Below are 16,625 nucleotides of genomic sequence, written 5' to 3' on the forward strand. Positions count from 1 at the left end.
CCTTATGCCTCCAAAAGCTTAGACAGCTTTTTAAGCGCGTCAGCCCTATGGCTGATTTTATTTTTTTCATCACTTGTCAGTTCAGCCATTGTCTTATCTTTATCTTTCACGATAAAGATCGGGTCATAGCCAAAGCCGTATTCCCCTCTCGGTTCTTCAGCAATATACCCTTCAACATGGCCTTCGACTGTTTTTGTTTCCTCTCCAGGGATACTCACAGCCAGCGCGCAGCGGAAACGGGCCGTGCGCTGTTCTTTTTCGATTCCTTTCAGCTCACTAAGAACTTTATCGATATTTGCCTGATCGTCTTTCTGTTCCCCTGCATAGCGGGCAGAATAAACGCCGGGTCTGCCTCCAAGATTATCGATGGAAAGACCGGAGTCGTCCGCAATCACTATTTTGTTCACTGCTTTGGCAACAGCTTCTGCTTTCAGAATGGCATTTTCTTCAAACGTATGGCCTGTTTCCTTAATTTCTTCAGTGAATCCAATTTCAGCTAACGATTTGACATCATAGCCTTTTGGCTCAAGGATTTCTTTAAATTCCTTTACTTTTCCCGGATTATGTGTCGCAATAATTGCTTCTTTCATGATGATCAAGCCTTTCTGTCTTTATTTCAGTTCTGGCAGAGAATCACCCAGCACTTCTTTTTGCTTGTCAATCAGCTCTTGAATGCCTTTTTCTGCAAGACCGAGAAGTCCGTTTAGATCTTCCCTTGAAAAAGTCGCCTCTTCCCCAGTTCCCTGCAGCTCCACAAAACGGCCGCTGCCTGTCATAATGACATTCATGTCAACTTCAGCGGAGGAATCTTCTTCATAGTTTAAATCTAACAAAATTCTCTGTTCCTTATCAATTCCGACAGAGATCGCGGCGAGAAAATCCGTGATCGGGTTTGCCTTGATTGTTCCCGCTTTGAGCAGCTTGCCAATCGCAATCGACATCGCAAGAAATGCTCCTGTAATGGAAGCGGTTCTTGTTCCGCCATCAGCCTGAATAACATCGCAGTCAATCCAAATCGTCCGTTCACCGAGCTTTTCTAAATCTACGACTGCCCGAAGCGCGCGGCCGATCAGGCGCTGAATTTCCATTGTTCTGCCGGAAATTTTCCCCTTAGAAGATTCTCTGATTGTTCTTTGGTTTGTTGCCCGCGGCAGCATGCTGTATTCAGCAGTAATCCAGCCTTTTCCCCCGCCCCGCAAAAACGGCGGCACGCGATCCTCAACAGATGCGTTGCAGATTACTTTTGTATTTCCCGCTGTTATTAGAACAGAACCTTCTGGATGGCTGATAAAATCCAAATCGAATGTGATTGGACGCAGCTCATCATGTTGTCTTCCGTCATGTCTCATGTTTTACCTCCGATTATATGTACATAAACCATTTTTGTCCCGGAATTGAATAAAGAAAGAGGCAGCCGGAACGCTAACCTCTTTCTTTCTAGTATATCAAAAATCCCAATTTAAAAACTACCCGTATTCACTTGAGAAGGTCTGGAGACCGGTTCTGTAAGTTTTTCACCTTTTTCATTTACAAGCTCTGATTTCCCGTTTACTTTAACAGAGACACTTTTTACATCCGGCTGCTCCGTTAACGTCAGCACAATGCTGTTCAGCACTTCTGAAGAAATCATTTTCGTCTTTTCATCGGCGCTGCCGAATATAGATTGATTAAAATCTAACGTCACCCGTCCGTCTTTGATCTTCGGCTTGCTGACCAGCTTTACGTCTTCACTGAAGTCTGTTAACAGTCCGCTCACCTTGCTTGGGCCTTTAGCCAATTCATTGATAGCTGCTGTGATGTCGTCTTTTTCCGAATTGTCGATCCGTTTTGTCACCGGCACATAGTACTCACTGTCATCGTTTTCCGCCAAATAGTAGACTGTCAGCGGATGGGTTGCAGTGAGGTCATTTACACCGGCTGTTTCCAAATTAATGCCGTCCTTACGGCTTAAATCATCTGAGATCGGCGTCCCGCCTACAGGCATCTCCTTCAGTTCATGGCCGTTTATTCTCAGCTTCACTTTATCTATCGAACTGAATTGTGTAAGCGTCCACGTCACAGATTGAACAATTTTCTGTTCGTCTTCCTTCTTGTAATTTTTAAATTCATTAGAGAAATCAGCTATTGCAGTCCCATCTTTTTTGATGTCAACGTTAACGGTTGTGTCAGCCGGCAATACGGCTCTGAAGCCATTCGGAAGAATTTCTGACACAGGTCCGCCCTGAACGAGGTATTCAAGCGCCTGTTTGGCCGTGCCTTCACTTTTCGGAAGGGGCAGCGTTTGCGCAACGACATACCCGTTTTTATCAATGAGATAAAGCTCCCTCATGACTGCAGATGAGGCTTGATCCGCTTTGGCGGTATCGCTTTTTTCACTTTCTGTTTTTTCGGCTGCTGTTGTATTTGAATCGGCCCCCGCTTCATCGTTCACGTATGTAACGTCTTGAGGCGGATCAATTTCCTCGGCTGCCTTATCAGATTGAAACAAACCGCATCCGGATAAAAGCAAGACAGAGGTGAGACAAGTGGCACCAATGACTGCAGGTCCTTTTTTCAGCATACTTTTCCCTCCTAAGGCTGTTTGTACTATTATGTATACGAGCCTCTTTAGGAAATAGACCGAAGAATTCCGGCAAAACAGAAAAAACCCGCAACATACCGTTGCGGGGGAAAACTATCTTCTAATCGGTTCTTGCAGTGAGATGCATTCCACATGACCCACCTCATGGCCAAACCAGTCGTCTGCGATTTTCGCAAACTGATCACGTGCTCCTGTTGTCAGGAATTGATGATCCGGGACAAACGGAGACTGGTTCAGCAGCCCTTTATATGAGAGAATTGTGCTGACTTCCCGGGCTGTTTCATCACCGGATGATATAATGTTCACGTGCTCTCCCATATATCTCTGAATGGATTCTTTTAAAATAGGATAGTGGGTGCAGCCTAGAATCAGCGAATCAATCGATGTGTCTTTTAACGGATTCAGCGATGTTTTGACAATCTCGTCTGCTGTTTTGTCGAGAAACTTTCCGCTTTCCACAAAAGGCACAAGCAGCGGACAGGCAAGGTTCTCAACCTTCAGATCAGGATTTAATGCCAAAAGCGCCTCTTCGTACGCATTGCTCTTAATCGTATTCTCTGTGCCGATGACACCGATATGCTGGTTCTCCGTCACTTTTATCGCTGCTCTCGCACCCGGCTGGATCACTCCGACCACCGGTATACCGACGCTGCGCTGGATGTCCTCCAATGCGATCGCTGTTGCTGTGTTGCAGGCGATCACGAGCATTTTGATGTGGTGGTTTTCGAGTAAATAATTCGTCAGCTCCCACGTATATTGAAGCACTTCTTCTTCAGGACGCGGCCCGTATGGACACCGTTTCGTATCCCCGACGTAGATAATATTCTCTTTTGGTAGCTGTCTCATGATTTCCTTTGCAACGGTTAAACCGCCAACCCCGGAATCAATGACTCCTATTGGTTGCTCCAACAAAATCGCCTCATTTTCTCTTCATTTCATGCTGCAGTTTCATTAATGATTTTTCGAAGATGGCTATTTCTTCATCTGTAAACGTTTCGAACATATCACGCAGATATTCCTGCCTTTTTGTAATGACCTCTTGGATAATCCGTTCTCCTTCAGGCAGCAGATGTATCCGGACAACACGTCTGTCCGCCGGGTCCTTGACCCGCTCGACAAGCTGATTTTTTTGCATGCGGTCGATTAAATCCGTCGTTGTGCTGCATGCCAGATACATTTTGCCCGATAGTTCGCCGATTGTCATATCTCCTAATTCATAAAGCCATTGCAGGCCGACAAATTGCGGCGGCGTAATCGCATATTGGTTAAGGATTTCTCGTCCTTTTTGCTTAATGATCGCGGCAATGTGGCGGAGTGACTTTTCAATATCCGCAACATGCTCCAAAGGTTTTGATGTCATTTGTCCATCCCTCACTCAAGGATCTCTTACGCACAAAAGCGTTCCGTGTCTATTTTCCTTCTTTTTTGAAGAAAATGCAAGACTCGCGGAAGAGAAATAGAGGACTTTAGGCAAACAACATCAAAATAGAAAAATTTGTTTTATGCCCTCGCTATCCAAGTTTTGCATAGCATTCCAAATATGGTTTTGAACTTTCCAAACAAACAGCAATAACCGGCTCCTTCCTGAAAAGAAGGAATACCGGCAAGGATTAAAGCTCTAGCTCACCCATTCTAAGAAGCTCAACAACGGCTTGCGAACGCCCTTTCACACCCAATTTCTGCATGGCATTTGAAATATGGTTTCGAACGGTTTTCTCACTGATAAATAGCTCGCTTGCAATCTCCTTTGTTGTCTTATCTTGAACGAGCAATTCGAACACTTCTCTTTCTCTTTTCGTTAGCAGCGGCTTCGATTGAAATTCTTTCTCCTTCAAGTATTGTAACCCTCCTTGCTAAGGTGAGAGCGAATCAGAAACGAATGGGTTTTGATATAGTCGAGATATCATATGTAAGAAGGGCGCAGGAGGTGACGTTTACAAGAGAATTAGTTTATGGTGTATGGAGAAGCGTTTCTTTCTCCTCATTCGTCCAGCTGACAGCCTTGCCGCTTTCCTTTGAGACCTGGACCATCACAACCGCTCCGGTAAAGCAGGGCTCGCCATTGCGGTTCTCTCCGAGATAATGCAAGGTAAGGGATGAGCTGCCGACGGCACTTGTTTTCACATAGATGCGCAACTCTTCATAAGGCATGACTTGGCGCAGATAATCGCATTGCTGGCTTGCCACGACTGTCATGGTCTGTTTGTTTTCATTCATCATATTCAGCTTTTTAAAATAAGAAATCCGTGCCTCCTCAAAGTATATAAAAGGAGTTACATTATTCATATGCCCAAACATGTCCGTCTCGGAAAATCGCACGGATACTTCATAAAAAAAAGAAAAGGTTGTTTTCCATTCTTGAAACGGCATATCAATATAAGCGGGAAGCTTCATCTTTCCTCATCTCCTTATTGTTAAAAAAACCTCTCCCATGCGGAAGAGGTTTTTTCTTCTTATACTCTGTCGCTTCCGAAGAAATTGCGGAACGCTTGTAAGTTTGTATCTCTGTTTAAGGCTGCAATCGAAGTAGTGAGCGGGATGCCTTTCGGGCAGGATTGAACACAGTTTTGCGAGTTGCCGCAATCTGCTAGGCCGCCTTCATCCATCAGTGCTTCTAACCGATCAGACTTATTCATGGCGCCTGTCGGATGTGCGTTAAACAGGCGGACTTGAGACATCGGTGCAGGCCCCATAAACTTCGATTTGCTGTTCACATTCGGGCAGGCTTCGAGGCAGACACCGCACGTCATGCACTTTGATAATTCATATGCCCATTGACGGCGTTTTTCCGGCATTCTCGGTCCCGGTCCTAAATCGTACGTACCGTCAATCGGTATCCACGCTTTTACTTTTTTCAATGAATCAAACATTCTGCTTCGGTCGACCTGCAAATCACGCACGACCGGGAATGTTTTCATTGGTTTTAAGCGGATCGGCTGCTCAAGCTGGTCTATAAGTGCCGTACAAGACTGGCGGGGTTTTCCGTTTATGACCATTGAACATGCGCCGCATACTTCTTCAAGACAGTTCATATCCCATGTGACAGGAGTTGTCTTTTCACCTTTCACGTTAACCGGATTCCGGCGAATTTCCATCAGAGCGGAAATGACGTTCAGGTTCGGGCGGTATGGAACCTCAAATTCTTCATCGTAAGGCGTGCTGTCGGCTGTATCTTGACGTGTGATAATAAATCGTATGGTTTTTTGTTCACTCATGATTATTTCGCCACCTTCTTCTTCGAGTAATCCCGTTTCCGAGGCGTTATCAGTGATACATCAACATCCTGATACTCAAATTCCGGCGCTTCATACGGGCTTACATGTTTAGCCATTGTTGTTTTGAGCCATTCATCATCATTACGTTCAGGATAATCCGGTTTATAATGGGCGCCCCGGCTTTCGTTACGGTTGTATGCACCAAGGGTAATCACCCTTGCAAGCTGAAGCATGTTCGAGAACTGGCGTGTGAACATTGCCCCTTGGTTGCTCCATTTTGTCGTGTCATTGATGTTAATCTTTTTAAACCGCTCCATTAATTCCTGAATTTTGTCATCCGTTTTCAATAGCTTGTCGTTATGGCGGACAACCGTGACATTCGCCGTCATCCACTCACCGAGTTCTTTGTGAAGAACATAGGCATTTTCGGTTCCGTCCATACTCATAATCTCAGACCATTTTTCTTCTTCTTTTTTGACGTGAGCGTCGAATAAAGAGGAAGACATGTCTTCTGCTGAAGATTCCAAACCGTTTACATATTTCACTGCATTCGGTCCGGCCACCATTCCTCCGTAAATCGCAGAAAGCAGTGAGTTTGCTCCCAAACGGTTGCCGCCGTGCATAGAGTAATCACATTCCCCAGCTGCAAACAGTCCCGGGATGTTTGTCATTTGATCGTAATCCACCCATAAACCGCCCATTGAATAATGGACTGCCGGGAAGATTTTCATCGGAAGCTTCCGCGGGTCGTCTCCCATGAATTTCTCATAAATCTCAATGATGCCGCCAAGCTTAATATCAAGCTCTTTCGGATCTTTATGAGACAGATCGAGATACACCATGTTTTCGCCGTTAATGCCGAGCTTCTGGTTGACACACACATCAAATATTTCGCGTGTCGCAATATCACGCGGCACCAGGTTTCCGTAAGCCGGATATTTTTCCTCTAGGAAATACCATGGTTTACCGTCTTTATATGTCCACACGCGTCCGCCTTCACCGCGCGCTGATTCACTCATCAGTCTTAGTTTGTCATCGCCCGGTATGGCTGTCGGGTGGATTTGAATGAATTCTCCGTTTGCATAGTACGCTCCCTGCTGATAAACGATCGACGCAGCAGAGCCTGTATTAATCATGGAGTTAGTTGATTTTCCAAAAATGATTCCCGGTCCGCCCGTCGCCATAATGACCGCGTCTGAGCGGAAGGATTCAATTTGCATGTTTGTCAGGTTTTGCGCAACAATTCCGCGGCAGGTTCTGTCATCATATAATACAGCGCCAAGGAATTCCCAGCCTTCGTATTTTGTGACCAGACCCGCAACTTCGTATCTGCGCACTTGCTCGTCCAGTGCGTAAAGCAGCTGCTGCCCCGTCGTCGCACCCGCATAAGCTGTTCTGTGATGCTGTGTACCCCCGAATCGGCGGAAATCAAGCAGCCCTTCAGGCGTCCGGTTAAACATGACGCCCATCCGGTCTAATAAGTGGATGATAGAAGGCGCCGCTTCACACATCGCCTTGACCGGCGGCTGGTTGGCAAGAAAGTCTCCCCCGTATACAGTGTCATCGAAATGTTCCCACGGAGAGTCGCCTTCCCCTTTTGTATTGACCGCTCCGTTTATGCCGCCTTGGGCACAAACCGAATGAGAACGTTTGACAGGAACGATGGAAAACAGCTTAACCGCCATTCCTGATTCCGCTGCTTTAATTGTCGCCATGAGGCCGGCAAGACCCCCGCCGACTACGATAATGCTTGATTGACTCATGATAGCCCCTCTCCCTCTAGTAATCTAGTACTCTTATACAAATGCAAAAATCGCTTTTAAGCCTACGTATGACAGTGCAACAAAAATAATCAGCGTAACGTATGTCGAAATTCTTTGAGAACGAGGCGTTACCGTGATGCCCCATGTAACAGCGAAAGACCATAAACCGTTCGAGAAGTGGAAAATTGTTGATAAAACACCGACAATGTAAAAGCCAAGCATAGCCGGAGAGCTCAAAATATTCGCCATCATGTCGAAATTGACCTCAGCGCCCATTTGTGCTGCAATGCGGGTTTCCCACACGTGCCAGCTCACGAAAATGAGGGTGATGATACCGGTTACACGCTGCAGGACGAAGAGCCAGTTTCTCATATAGCTGTATTGGCCTGCGTTATTTTTTGCAGTAAACGCTATGTACACACCATAAACTGCATGATAAATTAATGGTAAGAAGATAATAAAAATTTCCAAGGCATACCTGAAAGGCAGACTATCCATAAAATGAGCAGCATTATTGAATGCTTCAGCGCCCCTTGCGGCAAACTGGTTGACGACTAAATGCTGAATGAGAAAGATGCCGACCGGTATGACGCCAAGCAAGGAATGCAATCTTCGAAAATAAAACTCTCTGTTCCCAGACATTACTTTACCCCCTGTTTGATAAGTGCGAAATGTGCTAAATCTCTTCCCCCACTTCTTTCAATTGTAAGCACTTTATTAAGATTTATTGACAATTTCATTTTACTCCTCCCTCAAAAGGGCGTCAAGAAAACGCGTACATAAATTATAATTTTCCGAATTGAATAGTTGATTTAAAAATTTTATTTTATCAATATATATTTCTGCTTAATTTTTCATTAGAATTACAGGATCATTCTGTAATCCTCCCCCCTGTTTGGGCTATAATATACGAAGGAGAGAGGGGAGACAGATATGAAGTCTAAATTTGAAGCATCTATTGACAATCTAAAAGAATTTGAAATGAACGCCTATGCCTACGAACTAATACGAGAGATCGTTCTCCCAGATATGCTTGGCCAAGATTACTCTTCCATGATGTATTGGGCAGGGAAGCATCTCGCCCGTAAGTTTCCTCTTGAATCATGGGAGGAATTTCCGGCCTTCTTTGAAGAAGCGGGCTGGGGAACCCTCACCAACGTAAGCGCTAAAAAACAAGAGCTTGAATTTGAACTTGAAGGGCCGATCATTTCCAACCGGCTTAAACATCAGAAAGAACCATGCTTTCAGCTGGAAGCTGGTTTTATTGCTGAACAAATTCAATTGATGAATGACCAAATTGCCGAATCATATGAACAAGTGAAAAAGAGAGCCGATAAAGTGGTTCTGACTGTGAAATGGGATATGAAAGACCCAGTGTAATCAAAAAAGGCGGTGACTGCATAGTCCCGCCTTTTTTGATTGTCATTACACAGCTGAAGGGTGTTTTGAAAGCTCAAATGCATCGTGCAGCGCTTCGACTGCTTTCACCATGTCATTTTCGCTTACGACTGTTGATACTTTGATTTCAGATGTGCTGACCATTTTGATTAAAATGTTTTTTTCCGCCAGTACAGCAAACATTTCAGCGGCTACACCAGGGTTTGAGACCATGCCGGATCCGACAATGGATACTTTAGCCAATTTGCTTTCTGTCTCGATTTTCTCGAATTCAAGCGCGTCTTTATACTCTTCAAGCACCGCAACGGTTTGGTCTGTGTCTTCTGTTTTGACAGAGAAGGAAATTCCGGTCTGATTGTCTCCGGCCTGCGTTTGGATAATGATATCGACGTTAATGTTTCTTTTGGCAAGTGTTGTAAAAATAGTAGACAAAGTTGTCAGGCCGCCAGTCAGCCCGTAAATGGTTACCCTTGTGATTTGATCTTCAAACGCAATGCCTCTGACAATTAAATTTTGCTCCATGGATGATTCCTCCTCAATTAATGTTCCCGCTTCTGTTTCTGTACTTGAACGCACTTCTAACGGCACTTGGTAATTTTTCGCGAATTCAACGGCTCTCGGATGAAGAACGCCGGCGCCTAAATTGGCAAGCTCAAGCATTTCATCGTATGAGATGCCGGCAAGCTTTCTCGCAGATTTCACATAGCGCGGATCGGTAGTAAACACTCCGGGCACGTCCGTGTAAATGTCACATTTATCCGCTTTTAATGCGGCAGCCAAAGCGACTGCTGTTGTGTCTGACCCGCCACGGCCCAATGTCGTGATTTCACAGTCCTCTGTCATGCCTTGGAATCCTGCGACAATGACAATCTTTCCTTGCTCGAGCTGGTCTCCTAAAACCGAAGTGTCGATATCTGTAATTCTGGCGTTTCCGTGAACGGCTTCCGTGCGGATTCCCGCCTGCCAGCCAGTATAAGACACAGCGTCATAGCCTTTTTCCTGCAGCGCCATAGAAAGCAGGGAAATTGTAACCTGCTCGCCTGTCGCCAGCAGCATATCCATTTCGCGTTTGCTCGGCTGGTCAGTAATTGCTTTTGCAAGGCTGACCAATTCGTCAGTGGATTTCCCCATAGCTGAAACGACAACAACGACTTGATGGCCCTTCTGTTTTTCTGCAATCGCGCGGTTTGCCGCATTTTGAATTTTTTCAACTGAGCCGACGGAAGTACCTCCGAATTTTTGTACGATAAGACCCATGTATTACCACCCTTTACATTTTGGTTCGTGCGGGTGAGGAGAAAGAGCGCTTTGTCCACAATAAAAAAAGCAATGAGAGGAATTGCTCTCATTGCTTATCAATTAATCATCATTGAATGATTATGAACAACGAGATAGCCCTCCAAGAAAATGATTTCTTGACAACCTTACATTTATTCAATGCACGGCCAGCAAATAATACCGATGGGGTTTTATTTGCTTCGGCGACGCTCCCCTTTCAGCCTTTTTCACAGAATCCATCTTTCTCCAAAGGCTTACTCTTGAAGTTCGCACCTCTATCTTCACCATATAACACGATCTAACTATGAAATTAGTTCACATTTTATCAGATCTTTTTTAAAAGGACAACATTATTTTTGCAATTTATCGTAAAGCAGCTGAGCCGCCGCTGCGGGAACACCCGCTTTTTTGATGTCCTCAAGGCTTGCTTCCTTCATTTTTTTTACGGAACCGAAATGCTTTAACAGCATTTTCTTTCTTTTCTCTCCGATACCCGGGATGTCGTCCAAGACGGATTGAAACGCGCTTTTTCCGCGGATTTGTCTGTGAAAACTGATCGCAAACCGGTGCACCTCGTCTTGAATACGCTGCAGGAGGTAAAATTCCTGGCTGTTCCGTTCCAGATACACCGCCTCCAGTGGATCCCCGATTAGTAAATTTGAAGTTCTGTGTTTTTCGTCTTTCGCTAGACCGGCGATCGGGATATCCAAGCCGAGTTCGTTTTCAATGACATCCCTTGCAGCGTTGATCTGCCCTTTTCCTCCGTCAATGATGATCAGATCAGGCAGCGGCAGGTTTTCGCGAAGCACTCTCGTATAGCGCCTTCTGACAACCTCTCTCATAGAACCGTAATCATCCGGCCCTGTAACGGTTTTGATTTTATATTTGCGGTATTCTTTTTTGTTCGGTTTGCCGTCGATAAACACGATCATCGCGGAAACCGGGTTTGTCCCCTGTATGTTTGAGTTATCAAACGCTTCGATTCTGTGAGGCGTATAAATATTCAATGCTTCTCCGAGTTTCTGCACAGCCCCGATTGAGCGCTCCTCGTCCCGTTCGATTAAGGAGAATTTTTCTTTCAGCGCGATTTTCGCATTTTTATGAGCCAGCATGAGCAGTTCTTTTTTCGGGCCCTTCTTCGGCTGGTGGACGTTTGTTTCCAGAAGCTGCTCAATCATAGATTGATCTACGCTGTCCGGAACTAAAATTTCCTTCGGAAGGAAGTGGTTGTTTTTCGAATAGAACTGTCCGATGAACGTAAGAAACTCATCATCTGCTTCCTGGTAGAGCGGGAACATGCTGACATCGCGTTCAATGAGCTTTCCTTGGCGGATGAAAAAGACCTGTACGCACATCCAGCCCTTATCATATGCGTACGCGAATACGTCACGGTCGACTAGATCGTTCATCGTCATTTTTTGTTTTTCCATCGTTGATTCGATATGAGCGATTTGGTCACGAAGCTCTTTTGCCCGTTCAAACTCAAGATTCTCGGCAGCTTCATGCATTTTCTCTTCAAGCTCTTTTTTGACCTCATTATAGCCGCCCTTTAAGAAACGGGTAATGCTCTCAACCAGCTCTCTATTCGTCTCTTCGGAAATGTCCTTTACGCACGGAGCGAGACATTGACCCAGATGATAGTATAGACATACTCTGTCCGGCAGCTTGGAGCATTTTCTGAGAGGATACAGACGGTCGAGCAGTTTTTTAGTTTCCCTTGCGGCCTGCACGTTCGGGTACGGCCCGAAATAGCGCCCTTTGTCTTTTTTGACATTGCGGGTGACGATCAGCCTTGGGTGGCGTTCATGGGTGATTTTTATGAAAGGATAGGTTTTGTCGTCTTTGAGCATGACGTTGTATTTCGGATCATGCTTTTTGATTAGATTCATTTCTAAAATAAGCGCTTCAAGATTGGAGGACGTCACGATATATTCAAAATCCTCGATTTCCGTCACAAGCCTTTGTGTTTTCGCATCGTGAGAACCGGTGAAATAGGAGCGCACTCTGTTTTTCAGCACTTTTGCTTTTCCTACGTAGATCACAGTCTGCTGCCGGTCCTTCATGAGATAACATCCGGGCTGATCGGGAAGGAGGGCGAGTTTTTCTTTCAGTTGTTTGTTCATATGTTACCCTTCCTTATGTTTAATCCTTTGTTTCCAGTTTAACACGAACGTTTGTTTTTCTCTATGATTCACGATTGGCGAATAAAAAAAGCGATCCCTCAATCGGAATCGCTCTGGCATGTAAGCAGCCGAAAATTAAAGATGTTTGTTGACAAGCTCTTGAAGCGCTTCTTTTGGTTTGAAGCCGACAGAAGTTTCAACTACTTCTCCGTCTTTTAACACAAGAAGTGTCGGGATGCTCATAACGCCGTATTTTCCGGCTGTTTCTTGGTTTTCATCCACATCGATTTTTACGATCTTCAGTTTGTCTCCCATTTCTTGATCCAGTTCTTCAAGAACAGGTGCAATCATTTTGCAAGGTCCGCACCAAGGAGCCCAGAAGTCTGCCAGTACGACGCCTTCGCTTGTTTCAGCTGAGAAAGATTGATCAGTTGCTTTTACGATAGCCATTATTGAATTCCTCCAATTGTGAAATGATGATTTTTAGTATAGCATCTCCCATTCGTTCACGCTATTTTAATGCTTGTAAATTATTTTTTCCTGATCACAATCGGTTTACTCATTTTTATCTGGATTGAATGGGATATGTCATCTTTCATTAAAACACGAATCTGATAATGGCCCCGATCACTACAATAGCCCCGATGATCATTAAAATGGTACGAAGCATAGGATAACATCTCCTCTTCACTGTCATGTACTTTACCATGCCCTGCCGGAGCTGTTTTAAAACATGAAAGAGAGCGCCGGCATGAAGCTCCGGCGCTCTCGCTCGATTAAGAATCAGCACGCAGTGTGAGTAAGACGACTGACATTGGCGGCAGTTTTGCTTTCAATTTGTTTTTGTTGAGCGTATATCGGCTGAAAGACTCCGGTTTGACGTGATGAGGATCGGCAAACGTGTTATGCGCATTCATTTTTTCTGCCGTGAGAATGACTCCGGAATGGTCCGCTGTCTTGTGAAGGCCTCTCAGCTCAATCTCAGCCTCCGCTTTGTTTTGGTGGTCGATGTTGCAGATCGTGATATTGATATCGCCTTCTGCATGTTTCGATGCTGAAAGACTGATTTGCGGCAGCGTTTCACCTTTCCATTCATAGTCAGCAGACTTTGTGTCAGTCTCTAAAAGAGAAGCGTCCTGGTGTACCTTAAACATATCAAATACATGGTACGTCGGTGTCAAAAGCATCCGTTCTCCCTCAGTCAAAATCATCGCTTGAAGAACGTTTACCGTTTGGGCGATGTTGGTCATTTGCACCCGGCGGCAATGCTGATGGAAAATGTGGAAATGAGAAGCCGCCACCAGTGCATCACGAATGGTGTTTTGCTGATAAAGGAAACCAGGGTTCGTGCCTGGCTCAGGATCAAACCACGTGCCCCATTCGTCAATGATCAGCCCGACCCGCTGCTCCGGATCGTACCGGTCCATAATCGTTCCGTGTTTTTGAATCAATTCATCAATGTATTTGGCTTTTTTCATTGTAATAAACCATTCATCCTCCGTGAATTCTGTGGCTGATCCTTTGCCCTTCCAGAAATCACCCGGAATCGTATAATAATGAAGGCTCAATCCGTCCATCAGGCCAGCAGCTTTTTTCATGAGCACGTCTGTCCAATTAAAGTCATCTACATTTGCGCCGCCTGCAATTTTATATATTTCATTGCCGCTGTAATTGCGGACATAGGTTTGAAAACGCCGGTACAGATCAGCATAGTATTCAGGATGCATGTTGCCGCCGCAGCCCCAGTTCTCATTGCCCACGCCGAAATATTTCAGCTTCCAGGGCTCCTCTCTTCCATTTTGTTTTCTCCAGTCTGACATCGGCGTGCCGGCTTCAAACGTCATATACTCGATCCATTCTGCCATTTCCTGAACGGTTCCGCTTCCGACATTGCCGCAAATATAAGGCTCGCATTCAAGCAGCTCGCAAAGCATCATAAATTCATGCGTTCCGAATTCATTTGATTCAATTGTTCCGCCCCAGTGAGTGTTAAGCATCGTCTTACGGTCACCGACACCGTTTGCCCAATGGTATTCGTCCGCAAAGCACCCGCCCGGCCACCTGAGGACAGGGATATGAAGCTGCTTGAGCGCTTCCAGCACATCCTTTCGAATTCCGTTTATATTGGGAATGCTTGACTCCGTTCCGACCCAAATCCCCTCATAAATCCCTCTTCCTAGATGCTCTGCAAAATGACCGTATATATTTTTGTTAATAGTTCCTTTTACAATATCCGTCTGGATCACTGCTTGATGTTCAGACATGCTTGATCATTCCTTTCATACGAATATGAAAAGCACCACAGTCAAATATGTGATCTGTCTTTTGCCTGAGGAGTCAGCATGAATGTAAGCGCTTTTAAAGTAACCATATTATATATGTTCGTACATGTCAATGACATTTTTTATAAACTTTATATTTGTACGTATGTATTTGAAAATGTAAAAACCCCGAACTTCAACAGTCCGGGGTTTTCTTTACGAGTGTATATTTAATTGTTTGAATTCCTCAGTTAATAACGGGACAACTTCAAATAAATCGCCTACAATGCCGTAATCCGCTATTTTAAAAATATCTGCTTCGGGATCTTTATTGATGGCGACAATCACCTTGCTGTTTGACATGCCGGCCAAATGCTGGATGGCGCCGGAAATGCCGCAGGCAATATACAAATCCGGGGTAACGACTTTTCCGGTCTGTCCGATTTGGAGAGCGTAATCGCAATAATCAGCGTCGCATGCCCCGCGAGATGCCCCGACTGCGGCCCCCAGCACATCTGCAAGCTCCTGCAGCGGCTGAAATCCTTCCTTGCTTTTGACTCCGCGGCCGCCCGCAACAATAATTTTTGCTTCGGAGAGATCAACGCCGTCCGCTGTTTTTTTCACGACTTCTTGGATAACGGTGCGGAGGTCTGTAAGAGAAACATCAATGCTATCGATACTCCCCGACCTGCTGGCGTCTTTTTCTGCAGCTTGAATGTTATTGGGGCGAATCGTTGCAAAAATCAGCGGATCGGTTGAAATGACGCGTTCAAATGCTTTCCCCGAGTAAATTGGCCTTGTAAATACGATATTTTCTCCGGTAACGCTTACATCTGTAGCATCAGAAATTAAGCCTGTTTGCAGCCGGGCGGCAAGCTTCGGTGAAAGATCCTTTCCCATTGCCGTGTGCCCGCATATAACGGAATCGGGCTTTTCTTGGTCAATAATGGCCCTCATGACCTGGCTGTATCCATCTGCCGTATATGCTTTCAGCCTCGGATCCTCGGCTGTGAGAACTTTATCGGCTCCGTAATGGATAAGCTCCTGTGCAACGCTTTGTACATTTTCTCCAATCAGAACACCGATGACTTCTCCATCGCCTGAAATGGTTCTTCCTGCAGCTATTGCTTCAAAGGTGACATTCCGCAATTCTCCGTCGCGAATTTCTCCGAGTACGATCACTTTTTTTCCCATTCTAACATCCCCCTGTTTCTTTGAATGTCCAAGCTTTAAATGACTTTAGCTTCGCTGCGGAGCAAATAGACGAGCTCTTTTGCCTGTTCGGCAGGCTCACCTTGGAGAAGCTTCCCGGCTTCTTTTTTCGGCGGCAGAAAACGTTCGATCGTTTTCATCTTTGGTTCAGCATCCTCTTCGTCAAGATCAAGATCATCAAGTTCAAGCTCTTCAAGCGGTTTTTTCTTGGCCTTCATAATTCCCGGAAGCGATGGGTAGCGCGGTTCGTTTAAGCCCTGCTGAGCTGTGATAAGCAATGGGAGTGTCGTTTTGATTTTTTCAACATCCCCTTCGACGTCCCTTTCTGCTTCTGCATCAGTGCCGTTGATTTCGAGTTTGGTGATCGTTGTGATGCACGGAATGTCCAGAAGCTCGGCAAGCCGCGGCGCCACTTGTCCTGATCCTCCGTCAATGGCAACATTTCCGCCGAGAATCAAATCAAACTCCTGATCCTTCATATAGTGGTATAAAACTTGAGAAATGGAATATTGGTCGGGTTCTTCGAGATCATCTTCTATGTTGATTAAAACGGCTTGGTCACATCCCATGGCAAGCGCCGTACGCAATTCCTTCTCCGCATCTTCACCGCCGACAGTGACGGCAGTGATCGTTCCGCCGTGCTTTTCCTTCAACTGGATGGCTTCTTCTATCGCGTACTCGTCGTATGGATTAATGATCCATTCCGCTCCGTCATCCTGAATTTTTCCTGCTTCAATGACGATTTTTTCTTCTGTGTCAAACGTCCGTTTCATCAGTACAAATAGATTCATGAT

General features: G+C 45.3%; 17 protein-coding genes and 1 riboswitch. Of the genes, 1 reads left to right on the plus strand and 16 read right to left on the minus strand.

All coding sequences use genetic code 11. From position 1 onward, the window contains the following. Window positions 1–2: 2 nt before the first annotated feature. From BSI_RS14115 to sdhC, 10 genes are all read right to left on the minus strand, one after another. On the minus strand, window positions 3–599 hold the full coding sequence (locus BSI_RS14115; protein ID WP_080030799.1) for an XTP/dITP diphosphatase: 597 nt from the start codon (window positions 597–599) through the stop codon (window positions 3–5). Between the two features lie 12 nt (window positions 600–611). Continuing rightward, complete coding sequence (gene rph, locus BSI_RS14110; RefSeq protein WP_003237639.1) at window positions 612–1,349, minus strand: ribonuclease PH; 738 nt, start codon at window positions 1,347–1,349, stop codon at window positions 612–614. A gap of 110 nt (window positions 1,350–1,459) precedes the next feature. Further along, window positions 1,460–2,560, minus strand: a complete 1,101-nt coding sequence (gerM, locus tag BSI_RS14105) for a spore germination protein GerM (RefSeq protein WP_003237641.1) — start codon at window positions 2,558–2,560, stop codon at window positions 1,460–1,462. Window positions 2,561–2,674: 114 nt separating this feature from the next. Beyond that, the gene (gene racE / locus BSI_RS14100) at window positions 2,675–3,493 is read right to left on the minus strand and encodes a glutamate racemase (RefSeq protein ID WP_080030800.1); all 819 of its coding nucleotides are present in this window, start codon (window positions 3,491–3,493) and stop codon (window positions 2,675–2,677) included. A 7-nt stretch (window positions 3,494–3,500) separates the two neighbouring features. Continuing rightward, on the minus strand, window positions 3,501–3,941 hold the full coding sequence (locus BSI_RS14095) for a MarR family winged helix-turn-helix transcriptional regulator (RefSeq protein ID WP_003237645.1): 441 nt from the start codon (window positions 3,939–3,941) through the stop codon (window positions 3,501–3,503). A gap of 250 nt (window positions 3,942–4,191) precedes the next feature. Beyond that, the gene (gerE, locus tag BSI_RS14090) at window positions 4,192–4,416 is read right to left on the minus strand and encodes a spore germination transcription factor GerE (protein ID WP_003184172.1); all 225 of its coding nucleotides are present in this window, start codon (window positions 4,414–4,416) and stop codon (window positions 4,192–4,194) included. 115 nt (window positions 4,417–4,531) lie between these two features. Beyond that, window positions 4,532–4,975, minus strand: a complete 444-nt coding sequence (locus tag BSI_RS14085) for an acyl-CoA thioesterase (RefSeq protein ID WP_003237647.1) — start codon at window positions 4,973–4,975, stop codon at window positions 4,532–4,534. A 59-nt stretch (window positions 4,976–5,034) separates the two neighbouring features. After that, window positions 5,035–5,796 (minus strand): succinate dehydrogenase iron-sulfur subunit, encoded by a 762-nt coding sequence (sdhB, locus tag BSI_RS14080; RefSeq protein WP_003222517.1) that lies wholly within the window; start codon window positions 5,794–5,796, stop codon window positions 5,035–5,037. 2 nt (window positions 5,797–5,798) lie between these two features. Next, window positions 5,799–7,559, minus strand: a complete 1,761-nt coding sequence (gene sdhA / locus BSI_RS14075; RefSeq protein WP_003237649.1) for a succinate dehydrogenase flavoprotein subunit — start codon at window positions 7,557–7,559, stop codon at window positions 5,799–5,801. Between the two features lie 33 nt (window positions 7,560–7,592). Beyond that, a complete protein-coding gene (gene sdhC, locus BSI_RS14070; protein WP_003237652.1) occupies window positions 7,593–8,201 on the minus strand; it encodes a succinate dehydrogenase cytochrome B558 in 609 nt (202 codons plus the stop codon). 291 nt (window positions 8,202–8,492) lie between these two features. Between sdhC and BSI_RS14065 the strand changes: the two genes are divergently transcribed. Next, a complete protein-coding gene (locus BSI_RS14065; protein WP_003237653.1) occupies window positions 8,493–8,939 on the plus strand; it encodes a YslB family protein in 447 nt (148 codons plus the stop codon). 45 nt (window positions 8,940–8,984) lie between these two features. Here the strand turns inward: BSI_RS14065 and BSI_RS14060 are convergent, their stop codons facing one another. The 6 genes from BSI_RS14060 to etfB form a co-directional block, all read right to left on the minus strand. Further along, entirely contained in the window at window positions 8,985–10,214 is a 1,230-nt protein-coding gene (locus BSI_RS14060) for an aspartate kinase (RefSeq protein ID WP_003237655.1), read from the minus strand. A gap of 127 nt (window positions 10,215–10,341) precedes the next feature. Next, window positions 10,342–10,521: riboswitch (Lysine riboswitch) on the minus strand. Between the two features lie 64 nt (window positions 10,522–10,585). Next, a complete protein-coding gene (gene uvrC, locus BSI_RS14055; protein WP_003237659.1) occupies window positions 10,586–12,358 on the minus strand; it encodes an excinuclease ABC subunit UvrC in 1,773 nt (590 codons plus the stop codon). 135 nt (window positions 12,359–12,493) lie between these two features. After that, complete coding sequence (gene trxA / locus BSI_RS14050; protein ID WP_003222500.1) at window positions 12,494–12,808, minus strand: thioredoxin; 315 nt, start codon at window positions 12,806–12,808, stop codon at window positions 12,494–12,496. Window positions 12,809–13,134: 326 nt separating this feature from the next. Beyond that, entirely contained in the window at window positions 13,135–14,622 is a 1,488-nt protein-coding gene (gene abfB, locus BSI_RS14045) for an alpha-L-arabinofuranosidase AbfB (RefSeq protein ID WP_003237661.1), read from the minus strand. A 213-nt stretch (window positions 14,623–14,835) separates the two neighbouring features. Continuing rightward, window positions 14,836–15,813, minus strand: a complete 978-nt coding sequence (gene etfA / locus BSI_RS14040) for an electron transfer flavoprotein subunit alpha (RefSeq protein WP_003237664.1) — start codon at window positions 15,811–15,813, stop codon at window positions 14,836–14,838. A 35-nt stretch (window positions 15,814–15,848) separates the two neighbouring features. Beyond that, window positions 15,849–16,622, minus strand: a complete 774-nt coding sequence (gene etfB / locus BSI_RS14035) for an electron transfer flavoprotein subunit beta (protein ID WP_003237666.1) — start codon at window positions 16,620–16,622, stop codon at window positions 15,849–15,851. Between the last annotated feature and the right edge of the window lie 3 nt (window positions 16,623–16,625).

Origin of the sequence: Bacillus inaquosorum KCTC 13429 (genome assembly GCF_000332645.1) — a bacterium.
GTDB lineage: Bacteria > Bacillota > Bacilli > Bacillales > Bacillaceae > Bacillus > Bacillus inaquosorum.